We start from the raw sequence: 18083 nt of genomic DNA, 5'->3' as shown, positions 1-18083 counted from the left end.
ATACTTAGGAAAAACTAAAGATAAAAAGGCTATAGAACCTTTATTTCAAATGCTTCAAAAAGAAGAATTTAGAGATGTTTGTATATCTGCTTTGAGAGCTTTGGTCATGATTGATGGGGATGAAGTATTAGAAAAATTCATAAAACTTTTATCTGGCAAAAACCAAAAGGCAAAAGAATTATCAATTGATGGCATAGGGTATATAGGTAAAGAGAGGGGCATTAAGGCCATTATTAAGCTTTTAAAAGATCCTAACTGGAGAATCAGGAGGGCTGTAGTGGAGTCTTTAGGGATGACGAAAAATAAGAATAGAAAAACTAGAGATGCTCTCATTCCTGCCTTATCTGATAAAAACGAGCAGGTTCGTTTAACATCCCTTAAAGCATTATCCGGAATTTATGATGATAAAGTTATTGATCATATTATCTTGGCACTAAAAGACAGAAATCTATGGGTACGATTTAAGGCTGCTGAAATATTGGGAGAGATGAATGTTAAAAGGGCTGTCGATCCTTTAATTAAACTCTTTGAAAAAGATAAAGGTATCACACGAGTTGCGGTTGTAAAGGCGTTGGGGGTTTTAAAAGAGAAACGGTCAATGGAAGTCCTCATGAAAGCAATAGAAGATAATAACGAAGATGTGAAAAAGACTGCATTAGAGGCATTACGTAATATAGAAAGTTAATTTTTTAAAGGATATTTTATTTGAGAAGAGAAGAGATTTTATTAAAAGATGAAACCTTCATCTCTTTAAGAGATTTTATTTGTGAAAAAAGCGGAATTTATTTTTCACTAAAAAAAAAGTATCTCTTGGAGAATCGTTTAAAAAATCGAGTTTTGGAGTGTAATTGCGGGAGTTTCGAGGATTATTATTATTTTTTGAAATATGACAAAAATAAAAATTTAGAAATGAAGAGATTGTTTGATTCTATTACAACTAATGAGACATCGTTTTTTAGAAACCCTCCCCAACTGGTTGCCTTTGAAAAAAGTATATTACCGCAGGTTATGGAGGTAAAAGGAGAGAAGAAAAAAAAATGCATCAGGATATGGAGCGCTGGTTGTTCGACGGGTGAGGAACCTTTTACAATAGCAATGATTCTCTTGGAACATCAATTAAGATCAAAAGGATGGGAAATTGAAATCATAGCCAATGATATTAGTGAAGGAGCTTTATCATCAGCAAAATATGGGTTATATAAAAAAAACAAGATTAATAGTATTCCAGAAAGATATCTTTATGAATATTTTGATAATACGGGTGAAGAATATAGTTTGAAAATTGGAGTAAAAGATTTAGTCAAATTTAAAAATACAAATTTGATAGACCAAATTCAAAATAAAACTTATCAAGACTTTGATATTGTGTTTTGTAGAAATGTCTTAATATATTTTGATAACGAGGCAAAGAAAAAGGTGATTACTACAATCTATGATCTGCTGGTCCCTGGGGGATACCTTTTTATTGGTCATTCAGAATCATTGCATAATTTATCACGAGCATTTAAACCACTACATTTTGAAAAGGCGATCGTTTATAAGAAAGAATAGATAATATTAAAAAAGAGGTAATAGTTTGAAAAATATATTATTGGTAGATGATTCTTTTACTGCCAGAAAAATAATAGGTTTTATGTTAAAGGAGCGGGGATATAAAATCATTGAGGCAGATAACGGGATTGATGCTTTAGAAAAAATGGCACGTTTTCCCATTGACTTAGTTATCACTGATTTAAACATGCCAAAGATGGATGGATTAGAGTTGGTCAGTTCTTTAAAAAATGATCTGACGTTTAAGGATATTCCTATAATTATTATTAGTTTAGAAAGCGAAAATCAAGAATGGGATAGGGGAATGAAATTAGGGGCATCTGCTTATTTCAAAAAACCTGTTTCAAAGAGTAAATTAATAAAAAAAATAGATAGTCTTTTAAAGTTTTAAAGGAGTAAAAAAGTGTCTAATTTAAAAATGAAAATCTTAATTGTGGATGATTTTTCGACGATGAGAAGAATTATTAAAAATATTCTTAAGCAGTTGGGTTATAGCAATATAATTGAAGCAGATGATGGAAGTAGTGCCCTTACTTTATTAAAGAAAGACAAAATAGATTTTATCGTTTCAGACTGGAACATGCCTAAGATGTCGGGATTAGACCTTCTTAAAGTTATTAGAAGCGATGAAAAATTAAAGTCAATACCTTTTTTGATGGTTACTGCCGAAGCGCAGAAAGAGAAGATTATGAAAGCTCTGCAGGAAGGAGTAGATAATTATATTGTAAAACCTTTTACTGCTGAGATATTGAAAGAAAAGATTGATAAAATATTTTCTAATTAAAATGATATTTTTTTTGTTCCAGATGATATTTTTTAAAAAATCGCTGAAAATAATGGGACTTTTTGAGAAAGTAATACCAAAGGGAGTTAAAAATGAATAAAAAAAGTTATTCTGTAAAGAAGTTAGCTGATGTTGCTAAGGCAATATCTGAAGGAGATTTTTACAAGGAAACAAACCTTAAATTAAAAGGTGAACTAAAGCGTTTAGCTAAATATATCGAAGAAACCAGAAAGAAACTTCAATATATCGATTCACCGATAAAGTCAACAACAAAGAGTTTTCCCGAAGCCTCCATGCAGCTTTCAGATATTACTAGACAAACAGAAGAAGCAACTCATAAAATCATTTCTTTAACAGAAAAGATCCTTGATGATCAAAACAGACTAACTGAGATTCTTAAGAATTTAAAAAAATTTGTGAGTAATAATATAAAAAAAGAGAACAGAGAAATAAAATCAATCATAAATGATATTCAAAACATAAATATCAGCAACAAAGAGGATCTTATCGATCTTTTGACAGCCCTTTCTTTTCAAGACTTAACAGGCCAAAAGATAAAGAAGATTATATCCCTTGTGCAGGATGTAGAGACGAAGATTTTAGTACTTTTAGTTTCATTCGGTCTCGTAGACAAAAAGAAAAGAGGGGAAATGGTGACCGAATTAAAAGACCCGTCAAAGCCCATTGATTTAAAACAAGACCTTGTTGATGATATCTTAGCAGAATTTTTTGAATAGATCTTTTTGGAGAGCTTAAAAATGTCAGAAGAAACCCAACAGGATGAAATGCAAGAGATTTTAAAAGAATTTATTACTGAAGCAGAAGAGCTGTTGGAGATGATTGATCAAAAATTTGTCGAGTTTGAAAAGTCTCCTGAGAAGATTGAAATAATAGATGAGATATTTCGCTCTGTACATACTATAAAAGGAACTTCTGGTTTTTTAGGGCTCAATCAAATGGTTGAACTAACTCATGAGTCAGAGAATGTATTGAATAAACTCCGTCAGAAAAAAATAAAAGTTACCCCTGATATCATGGATACTCTTCTAAAATCCTTTGATTTCATTAAAATTCTTCTTAAAGTTATCAAGAGTAATGAAAAGAAAAAGATTGATCTAACCGGAATTTTAGAGGAATTGAGCCAAATCATAAAAGGGTCTGATAAGAAAGAGAGACATGGAGAGAAAAATTGTAAAGGATTAGAAAAAAAGTCCATCAAAAAAAGAAAGGGTTCTGAGAAAGAAACGAAAAGAAAAGGAATAATTGTAAAGAAAAATATAAAAACTGCAGATCAGATTAAAAATGCTTCTGCAGAGGTGCAAAGTGACAACACAAATGAGAAAATACAAAAGAAAGTTAAAGAAGCTACTGAGGAAAAAATAGATAATACATTGATAAAAGAAGAAAAAATAACTAAGAATTTAGAAGCTGACAAAACAGTACATATAGATATAGGCAGGCTTGATGATTTAATGAATTTGGTTGGTGAGTTGGTATTGGACCGAAATCGCTTGCTAAACATCAGTAGCAAATTCGAGGAAATATATGAAGATGATCCCAGGTTCAGGGAATTGGGAGTTCTTGCATCTCATGTGAATCGAATTACTACAGATTTACAACTGGCAGTAATGAAAACAAGGATGCAACCTATCAAAAGAGTCTTTAATAGATTCCCGAGGATGGTGAGAGACTTAGCAAGAGATATGTCAAAAGAGATTAATTTAGATATTTTTGGGGAAGAAACAGAGTTAGATAAATCTGTAATCGAGGAGATAGTTGATCCATTGGTTCACCTTATTAGAAATGCGGTAGATCATGGCATAGAGATTCCTGAAGAAAGAATAAAAGCAGGAAAGACTAGGGTTGGAAATATAAGACTTTCTGCTTATCATGAAGGGAATAATATAGTTTTTGAAATTGAAGATGATGGAAGGGGAATGGATACAAAAAAAATTAGGGAAAAGGCTATCGAGAAAGGAATTATTGATAGAGTAGAGGCTGATAGATTAAGCGAAGAGGAATGTCTAAATCTCATTTTTACCCCTGGTTTTAGTACAGCAAAAAAAATCAGTGATATATCTGGAAGAGGGGTTGGGATGGATGTGGTGAAAACGAATATTACTAAATTAAACGGCATTATTGATATAGTTAACAATTTCGGAAAAGGAAACAGGATTGTAATAAAACTTCCATTAACCATCGCTATTATTCATTCATTAATGGTAAAGGTGAGAGAAGAGATGTTTGCTATTCCATTGTCATCTGTTGTAGAGATAATAAAAATATCCTCTAAAGAGATACATATTATTGATGGCCATGAGGTAGTCAATGTAAGAGGTTCTGTACTTTCACTTATTAGGCTAAGTGATGAGTTTGATATTCCATTAACAGAAAATAAAGATCAAAATTTATATTCTTATGTTGTAGTGGTTGGAATTGCAGAAAAGCGATACGGAATAGTTGTAGAAAGGCTCTGTGGTCAAGAAGAAATCGTTATAAAATCTATAGGTGAGTTCTTATCTGATTCTCATGGAGTTGCAGGTGCAACGATAACAGGTGATGGAAAGGTCGTGCTGATTTTAGATATTGCAAGGCTAGTTCAAAATCTAAAAGCTCCTAAATAGACTATTCATAGGGAATCATAAATGGTGATAGATAATTATATAAAAGTATTAGTAATTGATGATTCAGCTTTTATGAGAAAAGCAATAACAAAAATGCTAGAATCTGATTCATCAATAAAGGTAGTGGGTGGTGCTAGGGATGGACAGGAAGGAATAGAAAAGATTCAGAAGTTGAAACCTGATCTTGTTACTCTTGATATTGAAATGCCACGAATGAATGGTTTAGAGGCTTTAAAGATTATCATGGATCAAATGCCCCTTCCTGTGATTATGGTTAGCTCATTAACAAATGAAGGTGCAAAAGCCACTCTAGATGCTTTAGATTTAGGAGCAGTAGATTTTATACCAAAAAATTTAGATAATACTTCTTTAAATGTTATAAAAATAAAAGATGAATTAATAGAAAAAATTAAGGCAATAACAGGGAAAGACGAACTTTATTTATCCAATGAAAAAACAAAAGGGATATCAAAAGAATCTAAGTATATTATGACTCAGGAAGGCGGTAAAAATAATGAAAAAGATATTCGTATTAAAAAGATCAAGGCTATAGCTATAGGAACCTCAACCGGTGGTCCGAAAGCGCTTCAGGAGGTTATTCCCTATTTGCCAAAAGATTTACCTTGCGGCGTTTTAATTGTCCAGCATATGCCTGCTGGCTTTATAGGCCCTTTTGCAACAAGGCTTAATCAGATAAGCCAGATAGAGGTTAAAGAAGCAGAACAGAATGATGTGGTAAAGTCAGGATTAGTTCTGATAGCTCCAGGAGATTATCATATGAAGGTTGTTAAAAAAAAACCAGCGGAAGTTTCAATTGAATTAACAAAGTCCCCTACTAATTTTTTATACAGACCTTCTGTTGATGTGATGATGAAATCTGTTGCTCAATATTATAATGGGCGAAGCCTTGGAGTTATCATGACGGGTATGGGATATGATGGAAGAGAAGGAATGAGAATGATAAAGAACAAAGATGGGCGAACAATAGCTCAAAGCAAGGATACATGCGTGGTTTTTGGAATGCCAAAGGCTTCTATTGAAATAAATGTTGTGGATAAGGTTGTTCCTTTAAATCATATTGTAGATGAAATCATTAATATGGTTTAAAAATTTCTATTAATTTATTATAAAAGAGTTAAATTAAACGACCGGTTAGTAAAAGATATAGAGGATAAAGATGAGTGTTGAACCAGTCGATATGAAACAGGTATTGTCTCAGTATTCTTCAGATAAAAAAGTACAAAAAATAAATTATAAGGATCAAGAACAACAACAAAAAAAATTTTTGCTTGATCTCAAAAAGGAAGAAGAAAAAAAGAAAGAAGAAAGTCAATCTGAAAAAAAGGCAGAAGACATCAAAATGAAAAATACTATAAAAAAGGAAGAAAGAAAAAAGAACCTTAAGAACAGAAGAGCAATTGATAAAGAGGATGATGAATCTAAAGAAGATACTTCTCCTCTTAATCAAGGAAAGATTATTGACATTATTATTTAATATTTCTTTTTAAAGGCAAATTTCTTCCTTTATATTTTCACTTCTTATCTAGCAGAAATCCTTAGGTTACAAATCACCAATTCATCCTGAAGTTGCTCATTCATATTTAGTGCAATATTTTGGTTTATATTGAGTAAATGGTAGTTCGAGTTCAGTAGGCAGAAAATTCCTATCCCATAAGGCTTCATACCTTTAAGGAAATACAGATATTTATTAATCCTTGTTTTTTAAAGACTTATTTTTTTAAACCAGAGAAAATCTGCCATATGAATTTGGCATTGGTATTGCATTTTTATTGCGGCAAAAAGAATAGAGATAAAAGGAGTAATCATTTGATTAGTGGATTATATAATGCGGTTTCAGGTAGTATTGCCCAGGAAAGAACGCTTGAAATCATATCAAACAACCTAGCCAATATGAGTACTGTTGGATATAAGGGAGATATCCCCTTATTCAAGAGTGTTCTCAGTAATACACAAAATCAAATGCAAGAGGCTCCTGGGGTTGCCTTAATCTCACTTAATGAACAATCCTCTCTTTTTAAGGATGCCAACTCTTTTGTTGTGCTTGATAAGATAGTAACAGATTTTAGTCAAGGTGTTTTTAAGGGGACGGGTAATAAGTTAGACGTAGCCTTAGATGGTGATGGTTTTTTTGCTGTAGAAACACCCAAGGGGATAAGGTATACCCGACAGGGAAATTTTTCCCTTGATAGTTCAAACAGATTAGTAACCCAAGAAGGGTATCCTGTTATGAGCAGTTCGGATAATGAGATAGTAATCGATGGAAAAACAATAGAGATTAATAATAACGGCGAGATATCTGCAGATGGAAAGATAGTAGGAAATTTAAATGTTGTTGATTTTCCAAAACCATATTCTCTAAAAAAGATTGGAAATTCTTTATTTGCCAGTATAGAAAAAGATTCTCAGGCAAAAGAATATGCTGTGAAGCAGGGTTTTTTGGAACTTTCCAATATTAATGTGATCAGAGAAATGATACAGATGATCGATTCCTTAAGATCATACCAATCTTATCAAAAAGTAATTAAAATGAGCATGGAGGTTGTTGCTTCCAGAGCCGTCAATGAAATAGGAAGATTGAATACTTAATATTTAAAAGGGGGTTAAAAATGCTAAGAAGTTTATTTACAGCTGCAACAGGTATGGAGGCTCAAACCATAAGGATCTCTGTTATTGCAAACAATTTAGCAAACGTTAGCACGACTGGTTTTAAGTCGAGCAGAGCTGAATTTCAAGATCTGCTCTATCAGTCTTTAAGGTCTGCTGGTTCACCATCATCTTCAGATACAGAGGTACCGACAGGACTCGAGATAGGTCTTGGGACGAGACCAGCATCTACCCATAAAATATTTATTCAAGGAGATTTTCAATTAACTGGGAATGAGCTTGACATTGCAATCGAAGGGCAGGGCTTTTTTCAGATCCTTCAACCAAATGGTGATACAGGCTATACAAGGGCAGGAGCCTTTTCCACGGATAGTGATGGAGCAATTGTTACTCCTGATGGTTATAAACTTCAACCAGAGATTACTATACCTTCTGATACCTTAAGTATGACAATAGGGGCAGATGGAACAGTATCTGTTCTCCAACCAGGATCCTCAGCCCCAAGCACGGTAGGTAACATTGAACTGTCAAATTTTGCTAATGAAGCTGGGTTGAAAGCAATCGGGAAGAATTTGTTTATTGAAACAGATGCTTCAGGAAGCCCAACTAACGGTACACCTGGTGAAGATGGTTTGGGTACATTGGCTCAGGGATTTCTTGAAATGTCAAATGTCAATATCGTTCAAGAAATGGTTGACATGATTACAGCGCAGCGCGCCTATGAGATTAATTCTGAAGCTATTAAGACATCCGATGAGATGCTACAGATAGCCGCGAACATCGTTAGATAAGGATAAGAAATATGAAAGGTAAAACATCCCTAATATTCATTAGTATCATTGCAATAACAACGATGGGGATAGCATATAACACTGCTGATGGAATGGTAAGCGTAAATCTAAAAGAATACAGCAATATATCAGGAGAAAGGATTCTTTTAAACAAGATAGCCAAAATTGATGGAGATAAAAAGGAGATAAAAGAGATCGCTCCAATTTATATAGGACGTTTACCTCTTCCAGGGATGACGAGAACCATTAATAAAGATTATATTAAATTAAGGATTAAGCAAAACAAAGCAGATATCTCAAAGGTTGCCCTTATTGGTCCTGAAAAGGTCAAGGTTACAAGGGCTTCCAGAGAGATATCTGAAGAAGAGATAAGGGAGATTGTAGAAGAATTCCTTTTGAAAAGGATCCAGTGGAAAAGAGAGAATATAGAATTAAAAATAAGTTATAACGGAGAGATATTAGTTCCTTCTCATAAGGAGATTTCATATGAGGTCATCCCTTTCAAAGCTTTAAACCAGAATAATATTTATCTATTAGATGTCATATTCAAAGCAGACAGTCGTATCGTAGAAAAGATTAGGGTTACTGCAGAGATAGATAGAAGAGTTCCTGTTTTTTTCTCATCTCGTCCTATAGATAGAAACCAAATCATCTCTGAAAATGATGTATATATGGAAGAGAGAAGAATTTCAGAATTACCTCAAAGGGTAATATGGGAATTAGAAGATGTTGTAGGAAAAAGAGCAAAAAGAAATATTCCAGCAAATACGATATTGAAAAAGAATTTATTAGAACATCCTTCTCTAATTAAAAAAGGTCATCTTGTAACGATTCTTGCAGAGTCAAAAACCCTAAAGATAACAACAAAAGGTGAAGCCAGAGAAGAAGGAGGCAAAGGAGATATAATTAAGGTTAGGAATCTCAGCTCAAAAAAAATTATAGGGGGTCTTATCTTAGATGAGAATACCGTTAAGATCGAATTTTGAATTATTCATATAAGAGAGAAAAAATGTTAAAAAGATTTTTTCATTTATTCCAAACAATAATTTTGATTTCCATTTTTTGCTTTTTTACTGGATGTGCTGGAGATATAAATAAAGCCAGACCGACCCCTGAACAGAGAAGCAGCAAAAGTCTCATTAAGACAGAGATTGATAAAGTCAAATATGAGGGTTCTCTCTGGGAGGAGAACAATCCCCAGAGCCTTCTTTTCTACGATACTAAGGCCAGAGGTATCAATGATATTGTCGTTGTAAATATAGTTGAAAATGTTACTGGATCTAGCAGTGCAAATACTGATTTATATAGAGAAACAGAAACCAAATTAAAACTATCAGACTTTTTTGGTTTTTTTGCTCCAGGAACAGGGATAGGGATAAAAGGCGTTAATCCTAATCTCATAAAATCATCCGCCTCTGTTCCAACTATAGATTCTACTACTAAAAATGATTATGAGGGAGAAGGTACGACCAAAAGAGAAGGAAGCATTATTGCAAGTATTTCGGTTACGATTGTAGATGTCCTAGAGAATGGCAACTTTTACGTAGAAGGAAAGAGGAACATGAAGATTAATAATGAAGAACAATATCTCTATTTGAAAGGTGTTATCAGGCCTCAAGATATCTCTGCAAACAATACTATTCCATCCACCTTAGTAGCAGATGCCCAGATTGATTTAAGTGGTCATGGGGTCGTGAGTGAAAAACAAAGGCCAGGGTGGTTTACTCGGGTGTTAGATTATCTCTTACCATTCTGAGAGGGGATTTATTATGTTTAGGTTACGGATTACTGTTTCGGTCATCATAACGATAATATTGATAATATTATTAATCCATGGAACGTCTGAAGCAGTAAGGGTTAAAGATATTGCCGATGTTCAGGGTGTAAGAAAAAACCAACTTATTGGCTATGGACTCGTTATAGGTTTAGATGGAACAGGAGATAGTAAGAGTACTCAATTTACCATTCAGACTTTAGTTGGATTGTTAGGGAGGATGGGAATTACCGTTGATCCAAATCTTGTAAAGGTAAATAACGTCGCTGCTGTTATGGTTACGGCAAACCTTCCCCCCTTTGCGAAGGTAGGCTCTAAAATTGATGTGATCGTCAGCTCCATTGGTGATACTGAAAGCCTTCAAGGGGGTACTCTGTTATTAACCCCCCTAAAAGCTCCGAATGGAAAAGTCTATGCGGTGGCTCAAGGCCCTGTCTCTATAGGTGGATTTTCTGCAAAAGGAGCAGCAGCCTCAGTACAACAGAATCATCCTACTGTAGCTCAAATACCAGGGGGCGCAGTCATTGAAAAAGAAGTTTCTACTTCTTTCTTTGATAAAAAGTTATTATCGATAAACCTCCATAACCCTGATTTTACAACTGCAACAAGGCTTGTTAATGCAATTAACAGCACGATTGAAGAAAAAATTGCTGTAGCCATAGATCCTGCTACAGTGGAGGTTAAAGTTCCAGAGCGCTATAAGGGGAAAATAGTAGAATATTTAGCCTCTTTAGAAAATCTAGAGATCACCCCCGATAGCAGAGCGAAAATCGTTTTGGATGAAAGGACAGGAACTATAGTGGTAGGAGCCAATGTCAGAATTTCAACTGTTGCAATATCACATGGAAACCTAACCATTCAAATCAAAGAAGTGCCTGAAGTTTCTCAGCCTACTCCTTTATCAACAGGAACGACGACTGTTGTTCCACGAACAGAACTCAGCACGACAGAACAAGAGGCTAGCTTATTGATTATGCCTTCTGCTACAAGTATAGGTGAATTGGCAAAAGGTCTAAATGCTGTTGGTGTAACCCCAAGAGATTTTATAGCGATAATACAAGCAATAAAGGCAGCAGGAGCATTACAGGCAGAGCTGGAGATTATTTAAAATGATACCTGATCCTGTAGCAGGACAACTGATAGAGACTCAATATCTGGATGGTAATATAAAGAGATTAAAAGATCAGGCAGATTTTATTAAAGATTTTAGTAATAAAGACATTAAAACTGTCGAAGAAGTCGCAAAAAAATTTGAGCAAATTTTTATTTTCTATATGCTTAAAACCATGAGAGCCAGTATTCAAAAATCAGGTTTGATTGATGGGGGAAGAGGGGAAGAGATTTATACAAGTATGCTTGATAATGAGTTTTCATCAGTAATTTCTAATAGAGGGGGCATTGGCCTTGCACGTTTAATTATTGATGATTTGAAAATAAGAGGGCTTTTAAAAGAATATGAAAACAAAGAGATTCAAGGAATGGGATCCTTTATCTTACCTGCTCAGGGCAAAATCAGTTCTCCTTTTGGGATGAGAGATGATCCCATAGATGGAGTAAAAAGGTTTCATTATGGAATAGATATTGATTCTATTTATAGCAATAAAATATTCGCTGCTCAATCTGGAAAGGTGATCTTTAGTGGTGAAAAAGGGAATTATGGTAAGACGATTATAATAAGGCACAAAGAAGGGACTGAGACCCTTTATGCCCATAATTCTAAAAATTTAGTAGATGTTGGAGAATATGTTAAAAAAAGAGAGCCTATAGCCCAGGTTGGAGATTCTGGGAGGAGTACAGGTCCTCATCTCCACTTTGAAATAAGAAGAAATGGCGAGTTACTAAACCCCCTTAAGTTTTTATAATTTTAAAATATTTAGAAGCAAGGAGAAAAGTTGAATCGACTATTTTTTGATTTATTAGATCTTCTAAAACAAGAAACGGAGCAATATAGAAAGTTACTTGACCTTCTCCGAAGAGAAAGGAATGCGATGATACGTTTATCTCTAGAAGAGATCGAAGGATGCTATAAGTTGAAAGAGACGATTATATTAAAACTTAGAATTATGGAAGAATCGAGACTCGCATTAATTGATAAGATTGCAGGCCACCTAAAAATTTCAAAAGAAGGAATAACCCTCTTAAAAATATCTGATATTGTAAAGTCTCCTTTTTCAGAAGAGTTCAAAAGATGTCGCAAGAATCTCTCTTCCCTCATTCATGATATAGCTCAAATGAACTGGAAAAACAAGGCGTTCATTGAAGATTCACTCGAGTGTATTAATGGACATTTAACGTTACTCAATGATCTTATAAACCCAAACCCTGTATATCTTCCTTCAGGAAAATTTAATAGGGAAAACCATTTTAGTAATAAGATTCTTAGTAAAGAGGCATAGATGTCAGGAATATTTAATATCTTTAATATTGCTAGAGAAGCACTTTACGCAAATCAAGCAGGAATACAGGTAACAGGAAATAATATAGCTAATGTCAATACACCCGGTTATGCTCGCCAAAGGGTTGTTCTTGAACAAGCCGCTCCGGTAACCACAGGTTATGGACTCATAGGTTCAGGTGTAAGAATAGAAGGTGTAACCAATATAAGAGATGCCTATCTTGACAATCAAATATTGAAACAGAGGCAGACCCTTGGGCAATATACAGCCCTAAATGACATGATGGAACAGATAGAGCTCATATTTAATGAGTCGGTGGGCTTAGGGATGAGTGAAACGATAAGTAATTTTTTTAATGCATTTTCTGATCTTGCCAACAATCCACAGGGAATTCCAGAAAGGGAAAGCGTTAAACAGATGGGTTTATCTCTTGTTTCAAACTTTTCTCAGACGGATGCGAATCTAAGACAACTCAGAAGTGATTGTAATGACAGAATTAGGGCTGAAGTTCTTGAGATAAATGAAATCATAGATGAGATTGCTGAACTTAATGGCTTAATCAATAGTACTGAGGCTACTGGGGATAGAGCCAATGATTATAGAGATCAGAGGGCTGTGCTTTTAGACAAATTGGCTGAAAAGATTGATATAAATTTTTTAGAAAATGAAGATAACCAAGCCTTTGTTTTTCTGAGTACTGGAAAATCTCTTGTTGTCGGCTCAGATTCATATAATTTAAGAGTGGTGACCAATGCAAATAATTCGGGCTATTATGATGTCGAGCTCGATATAGGGAGTGGAACTTATGGAAACATAACCAGCGAAATATCAGATGGTAAACTAGCAGGATTGATAGAAATGAGAGATACATATGTAGTCAATACGATGGATAAGCTTGATCAATTGGCTGCTGCTATTATTAACGAGGTCAATATTTTACATACTATGGGATATGGATTAGATGCTTCTACCGGTATCAATTTCTTTGACCCTCTTAGCTCAACGGTTCAAGAGGATTCTTATAATACAGGTTCTGGTGTTATATCTTCTGTTTCAATCGATCAATCTACAATAAATCGAGATAACTTTGAGATCCGATTTACAGATTCGAGCACCTTTACAATTTATAATGTAACTGATGGAGTAGCGGTTTCGACTGGAAATTCTTATGTATCTGGAAATAATATAACTTTTGAGGGAATTACTGTAAGCATATCTGGAAGTATTGCTAGTGGAGATGTATTTATTTTAAGGAGCGCCAGTAATGCTGCTCGAGATATTTCCATAAACAGTACAATCACAAATAATGTAGAAAAGATAGCGGCTGCCCAGGATAGCTCGAGCCTGCCTGGTGATAATACAAATGCCCTAGCCATCGCTGCCCTTCAAGATACATTAACGTTATCAAATGACACGAGTACTTTTGAAGATTATATGGCGTCTATTGTTTCTGACATTGGTATTCAGGCCTCGACAACATCCTTTAGTAAAGAACAAAAGGAGGCTATGGTTATCCAACTGGAAAATCGCCGGGAGCAGATATCGGGTGTTTCGCTTGATGAGGAGGCAATCAATCTTATCAAATTTCAGAGTGGATATGAAGCCGCAGCCAAGCTTATCGTAACGGTAGACGAAATGTTAGATATTTTGGTTAATCTGGTAAGATAGATTGGAGTTTTAAATTGAGAGTAACAAATAATCTTATATTAAATACCATACTAAAGAATTTAAATGATAATGTTGTAAGATTGTCAAAACTTCAAGAGCAGCTTTCAACAGGCAAAAGGATCAATAAACCCTCAGATGACCCTGTTGGCATGACAGAGGTTTTAAATTATCGCTCAATATTGTCAGCTACAGACCAGTACATGCGAAACATAAATAGGGCTAATTCAAACCTAGGAATTACTGACCAGGCTTTGAATAGTATAGATAATATAATCATTAGGGCAAAAGAGATTGCTGTGGCGCAATCTTCAGGTACAGCCACTCAACAGACGAGGGCCTCCTCTGCTGTGGAAGTTGAGAATCTCTTTAAGGAGGCGATACAGATAGGGAATACGAAAATAGGGAATACCTATATATTCGCTGGATATAAAACCGATACTGTTCCTTTTTCTTCCGGAGGTATCTATTTCGGTGATAGCGGAACAAGACAGATTGAGGTAGGAAGTAATGCTACTGTTACCATGAATGTAGTGGGCTCAGAATTTTTAACCAAAGACCTCAATCCAGACATCAATGGGGATACAGCCTTATCTGATTTAAACAGGGGAGATGGGGTTAATAATGGTTCCTTTACGATAATAGACAGGGAAGGGAATTCTGATACGGTTACCTTTGCAGACACATCAACAATGGATATCAATGATGTCATCAATAATATTAATGGTCTGGCTGGTGTGAATGTTACAGCTACAATAAACAGCCAGGGAACAGGAATTCTTCTTACAGATTCAAGCTCTTCCCCCATAAGGAGACTGGAAGTTCAGGAAGTAGGTAGTGGTCAGGTTGCAAAAGACTTAGGGATTTTAGGTTATGGTTCTGGAACGACACTCAACGGTGATGATTTAGATCCTGAGTTATCTGCCTCGACGCCTTTAAGCCTTTTAAAAGGAGGAGATGGTTTAACATTAACATCAATTCATATTGAAAACGGTTCTTTAAGTAGTGATGTCGATCTCAGTTCAGCTACGACGATTGGGGATGTAATTAATTCCATTACTAGTTCAGGAACAAATAGCTCTGCCTCGATTAGTTTTGGAGGAACATCTCTAGATGTTGTTTCCACAAATTCAAGCACTACCGCTGTAGTCACAGAGGTAGGAAGTGGGTCTTCAGCTAAAGATTTAGGTATTCAAGGGGCTCATAATGTTCTTGGATGTCTGGATGTATTAAAAGAAGCCTTATTGAACAATGATGTCAATGCTATTCAAGGGACATTGGATCAACTGGACGGGGCATTGGATAGAGTTTTGAGCGTAAGGGCAGATGTTGGGGCAAGGGTAAACAGATTAGAATCAACCCTTACAAATTTTGACAGCTTTAAACTCAACATTACTGATTTGTTGTCTAAGAGAGAGGATGCTGATCTTGTTGATGTCATTACTCAACTTACATCTCAACAGGATGTGTTCAGGGCTTCTTTAAGTGCAGCGAGCCAAATAGCAGGCATATCTCTCTTGGATTTTTTAGATTAGTTTAAGACTTCTCGTTCAGCCATGGAGGGTGACAATGTTAGTTTTAACAAGGAAGTTAGAAGAAAGCATTATAATTGGTGAAGAAATAAAGATCACCGTACTAGAGATTAAAGGATGTCAGGTTAAAATAGGTATTGAAGCACCACCAGAGACGATTGTCCATAGAGAAGAGGTATTTGAGAGGATAAAGGATGAAAATATCCTTGCAGCCTCTCTAACACCAAATAATTTTAATATATTATCTCGATTATTAAAAAGAAAGTAAAGGATATAAGGGATGATTGTTAAGACAGCAAGATTTGGTGATATAGAAATAGAAGAAGAAAAAATAATTAAGATGCCTGAAGGCATTCTTGGTTTTCCTAATCAAAAGAGATTCTTTATCATGAACCATAAAGATACCCCTTTAAAATGGTTGCAGTCTCTTGATGATCCCAGTCTAGCCTTTGTTATTATGAACCCTATAATATTTGAACCGAATTACCATATTAATATACCGAAAAGTGAAGTGGCCTGTTTGGACATCTTTGATGAGAAAGATTCATTAGTTATGGTTATCATTTCAATTCCTAAAGACCCTTCCAAAATGACTGCAAATTTACAAGGGCCATTAGTTATAAATACGAAAAAAATGTTAGCCAAACAACTTATCCTCTCAGATGGGAAATATACAACACGTCATTATATATTTCCTCAACTTAAAAAGAATGTTGCATCAGATAATCGATAAATTATAAAAATTACTGAGTCAATAAAGATAAAAAATATTCTATTGTGAAAAATTTTGATCGAGTATTATTCTTTTATTGAGTTGATGTTAAGGTAGGCATATATGTAATTATCTAGCTGACAGTCCCAAAAAATTCTTTTTGTTTATAATCTCTTTTCTCTTTTATTAATTTGGCTCTGATAAATTTACACGCTTCTAATATACTTCTAGCTTCCAGCTCAATGCTTGATATATATCGATACCTTGGATCTCCATGCATCTTATTTTTATAATCTAAATTGAAATTTCTTCTAAATATCAAATAGATAAGTCTAAAGTGGTTAGAGAAATTTTCTTCTTTACCAAGCCTCTTACATAACTCTTTTATTTTTTCATGAATCATATTTAATTCGTTATTATTTTGAGATGATAAGGCCTTTAGAAGCAGGCAGCACTTATCAGTTATTTCTTCACATATTTGAATTATTTTTTCTAATTTATAACTTACAGGCATGAGATCCTTGTCTAAACCAGTTAAATCGATACTCGGAATATCCAATATTATCTTTTTCCAATCTCTGTTTCGACTGTTCTGATCTTTAATGTATCGAAAATATACTTCTTTAAAAGGCAATATTATCATGTCCTTTTGAAAAATACCTTCTTCAGAAGCATTTATACACTTCGCCTTTGTCTTTCTAATTTCTACTTCAAACCATGTTAACCAGTTGAGCATAGTTTTTGATGTCTTAATTGTGCTATTAAAAATATTTTTTGAATTGATTATATCCATTTTATTTATAAGTTCTTTGTGCTTGGCTTCAATGGTTAGCGTTTTGCCGATTTCCTCAATCCACGAATCATCTTTATAACTACCTAATGCATAGTATCTGTCTTGAGGAAATGATAGATCCTGACCTAAGAATATAATAGGCTGGCATCCTAATTTCCTGACAAGGTCAAAAGTAAATATAGCTACTGTCCCCCCTATGTTGACATCACCAAGATTCCCCATGTATTTTCTAAACTCCTTCCATAGATTAAGCTCCTTATCATCACAGAAGATCGTTCTTCCATTAAACTGTTTAATTACTGAAGGGGGTATTCTAAAAGGAGATATGAGATAGATATCATTGAGATCAGTCTCTGTAAAAAAAATTTTTGTGATGCCTTGACAGTCGATGGAGGTTACAAAGTCCGGCTTTATATTATGGGAAAGGAGACATTTTAAGCCGGTATCTACCGAGATCAATATTGCTGCTCCCTTTTTAATATTTTTTAGATATTTGATGTTTTTATCCAGAGAGGGCCCAGAAGAGATAATGATTGCGGGTATACCTTTGAATTTATTGAAAAGACTTTCTACTCCTGAAAGCTTTTTTAGACTTAATATATTAGAAAAAGAATTTCCATACCATTTCAATCCGTATTTAAATCTGGTTTCAGTATTGGATTGAACTATTTTTATTGATTTAACAACTCCTCCGACGATATCTTTATACTCAGGATGAAGTTGATGAGATTGAGAGTGGGCAACTACCTGGACATTTTCTGTCTTAATCTCAGAAAATCTATTGACGAGTTTTGGGATGATCTCTGTGACATGCTCTCCTACTATTAAATCAACAT

20 protein-coding genes and 1 pseudogene are annotated in these 18083 nt (G+C 34.5%); 20 read left to right on the top strand and 1 reads right to left on the bottom strand.

Features of this window, described 5'->3' with window-relative positions:
* From VMW81_02590 to fliW, 20 genes and pseudogenes are all read left to right on the top strand, one after another.
* The coding region (locus VMW81_02590) for a HEAT repeat domain-containing protein (protein HUU49832.1) at positions 1-685 on the top strand (685 nt) is incomplete at its 5' end.
* A gap of 20 nt (positions 686-705) precedes the next feature.
* Positions 706-879, top strand: a pseudogene (locus VMW81_02585) (protein-glutamate O-methyltransferase CheR).
* A 39-nt stretch (positions 880-918) separates the two neighbouring features.
* On the top strand, positions 919-1551 hold the full coding sequence (locus VMW81_02580) for a protein-glutamate O-methyltransferase CheR (GenBank protein ID HUU49831.1): 633 nt from the start codon (positions 919-921) through the stop codon (positions 1549-1551).
* Positions 1552-1576: 25 nt separating this feature from the next.
* On the top strand, positions 1577-1942 hold the full coding sequence (locus tag VMW81_02575) for a response regulator (protein HUU49830.1): 366 nt from the start codon (positions 1577-1579) through the stop codon (positions 1940-1942).
* A gap of 27 nt (positions 1943-1969) precedes the next feature.
* Positions 1970-2335, top strand: coding sequence for a chemotaxis response regulator CheY (locus VMW81_02570; protein HUU49829.1), 366 nt, complete (start codon positions 1970-1972; stop codon positions 2333-2335).
* 92 nt (positions 2336-2427) lie between these two features.
* Positions 2428-3072, top strand: coding sequence for a protein phosphatase CheZ (locus tag VMW81_02565; protein HUU49828.1), 645 nt, complete (start codon positions 2428-2430; stop codon positions 3070-3072).
* 21 nt (positions 3073-3093) lie between these two features.
* The gene (locus tag VMW81_02560) at positions 3094-4959 is read left to right on the top strand and encodes a chemotaxis protein CheA (protein HUU49827.1); all 1866 of its coding nucleotides are present in this window, start codon (positions 3094-3096) and stop codon (positions 4957-4959) included.
* Between the two features lie 21 nt (positions 4960-4980).
* Positions 4981-6066 carry a chemotaxis response regulator protein-glutamate methylesterase gene (locus VMW81_02555; GenBank protein HUU49826.1) on the top strand — a complete coding sequence of 362 codons (1086 nt, stop codon included), beginning with the start codon at positions 4981-4983 and terminating at the stop codon, positions 6064-6066.
* A 70-nt stretch (positions 6067-6136) separates the two neighbouring features.
* Entirely contained in the window at positions 6137-6454 is a 318-nt protein-coding gene (locus VMW81_02550; GenBank protein HUU49825.1) for a hypothetical protein, read from the top strand.
* Positions 6455-6786: 332 nt separating this feature from the next.
* The gene (gene flgF / locus VMW81_02545; protein HUU49824.1) at positions 6787-7566 is read left to right on the top strand and encodes a flagellar basal-body rod protein FlgF; all 780 of its coding nucleotides are present in this window, start codon (positions 6787-6789) and stop codon (positions 7564-7566) included.
* Positions 7567-7586: 20 nt separating this feature from the next.
* A complete protein-coding gene (gene flgG / locus VMW81_02540) occupies positions 7587-8375 on the top strand; it encodes a flagellar basal-body rod protein FlgG (GenBank protein HUU49823.1) in 789 nt (262 codons plus the stop codon).
* Between the two features lie 11 nt (positions 8376-8386).
* Positions 8387-9361 (top strand): flagellar basal body P-ring formation chaperone FlgA, encoded by a 975-nt coding sequence (gene flgA / locus VMW81_02535; protein HUU49822.1) that lies wholly within the window; start codon positions 8387-8389, stop codon positions 9359-9361.
* Positions 9362-9384: 23 nt separating this feature from the next.
* Complete coding sequence (locus VMW81_02530; protein ID HUU49821.1) at positions 9385-10131, top strand: flagellar basal body L-ring protein FlgH; 747 nt, start codon at positions 9385-9387, stop codon at positions 10129-10131.
* A gap of 13 nt (positions 10132-10144) precedes the next feature.
* Positions 10145-11257: a flagellar basal body P-ring protein FlgI gene (locus VMW81_02525; GenBank protein ID HUU49820.1), complete on the top strand. Its 1113-nt coding sequence runs from the start codon at positions 10145-10147 to the stop codon at positions 11255-11257.
* Position 11258: 1 nt separating this feature from the next.
* Entirely contained in the window at positions 11259-12011 is a 753-nt protein-coding gene (locus VMW81_02520; protein HUU49819.1) for a peptidoglycan DD-metalloendopeptidase family protein, read from the top strand.
* A gap of 30 nt (positions 12012-12041) precedes the next feature.
* On the top strand, positions 12042-12545 hold the full coding sequence (locus VMW81_02515; protein ID HUU49818.1) for a flagellar protein FlgN: 504 nt from the start codon (positions 12042-12044) through the stop codon (positions 12543-12545).
* A complete protein-coding gene (flgK, locus tag VMW81_02510) occupies positions 12546-14213 on the top strand; it encodes a flagellar hook-associated protein FlgK (GenBank protein ID HUU49817.1) in 1668 nt (555 codons plus the stop codon).
* Positions 14214-14227: 14 nt separating this feature from the next.
* A complete protein-coding gene (flgL, locus tag VMW81_02505) occupies positions 14228-15745 on the top strand; it encodes a flagellar hook-associated protein FlgL (GenBank protein HUU49816.1) in 1518 nt (505 codons plus the stop codon).
* A 34-nt stretch (positions 15746-15779) separates the two neighbouring features.
* Entirely contained in the window at positions 15780-16010 is a 231-nt protein-coding gene (gene csrA, locus VMW81_02500) for a carbon storage regulator CsrA (protein ID HUU49815.1), read from the top strand.
* A 12-nt stretch (positions 16011-16022) separates the two neighbouring features.
* Positions 16023-16475, top strand: a complete 453-nt coding sequence (gene fliW / locus VMW81_02495; GenBank protein ID HUU49814.1) for a flagellar assembly protein FliW — start codon at positions 16023-16025, stop codon at positions 16473-16475.
* A 112-nt stretch (positions 16476-16587) separates the two neighbouring features.
* Here the strand turns inward: fliW and VMW81_02490 are convergent.
* Positions 16588-18083 (bottom strand): 6-hydroxymethylpterin diphosphokinase MptE-like protein (locus tag VMW81_02490; protein ID HUU49813.1); only part of this gene is annotated, 1496 nt, incomplete at its 5' end.

It is taken from the genome of Nitrospinota bacterium (assembly GCA_035528715.1).
Classification (GTDB): Bacteria; JADFOP01; JADFOP01; order DATKYB01; family DATKYB01; genus DATKYB01.
Note: the sequence above shows the minus strand (reverse complement) of the source record. Positions and strands in the feature narration are given on the sequence as shown.

Bases quoted from the DNA above. Each gene is read 5' to 3' on its own strand.
- flgA (HUU49822.1), top strand. From the start codon at position 8,387: ATGAAAGGTAAAACATCCCTAATATTCATTAGTATCATTGCAATAACA.
- VMW81_02530 (HUU49821.1), top strand. From the start codon at position 9,385: ATGTTAAAAAGATTTTTTCATTTATTCCAAACAATAATTTTGATTTCC.
- VMW81_02565 (HUU49828.1), top strand. From the start codon at position 2,428: ATGAATAAAAAAAGTTATTCTGTAAAGAAGTTAGCTGATGTTGCTAAG.
- VMW81_02570 (HUU49829.1), top strand. From the start codon at position 1,970: ATGAAAATCTTAATTGTGGATGATTTTTCGACGATGAGAAGAATTATT.
- VMW81_02520 (HUU49819.1), top strand. From the start codon at position 11,259: ATGATACCTGATCCTGTAGCAGGACAACTGATAGAGACTCAATATCTG.
- csrA (HUU49815.1), top strand. From the start codon at position 15,780: ATGTTAGTTTTAACAAGGAAGTTAGAAGAAAGCATTATAATTGGTGAA.
- VMW81_02555 (HUU49826.1), top strand. From the start codon at position 4,981: ATGGTGATAGATAATTATATAAAAGTATTAGTAATTGATGATTCAGCT.
- VMW81_02550 (HUU49825.1), top strand. From the start codon at position 6,137: ATGAGTGTTGAACCAGTCGATATGAAACAGGTATTGTCTCAGTATTCT.
- flgG (HUU49823.1), top strand. From the start codon at position 7,587: ATGCTAAGAAGTTTATTTACAGCTGCAACAGGTATGGAGGCTCAAACC.
- fliW (HUU49814.1), top strand. From the start codon at position 16,023: ATGATTGTTAAGACAGCAAGATTTGGTGATATAGAAATAGAAGAAGAA.
- flgK (HUU49817.1), top strand. From the start codon at position 12,546: ATGTCAGGAATATTTAATATCTTTAATATTGCTAGAGAAGCACTTTAC.
- VMW81_02525 (HUU49820.1), top strand. From the start codon at position 10,145: ATGTTTAGGTTACGGATTACTGTTTCGGTCATCATAACGATAATATTG.
- VMW81_02560 (HUU49827.1), top strand. From the start codon at position 3,094: ATGTCAGAAGAAACCCAACAGGATGAAATGCAAGAGATTTTAAAAGAA.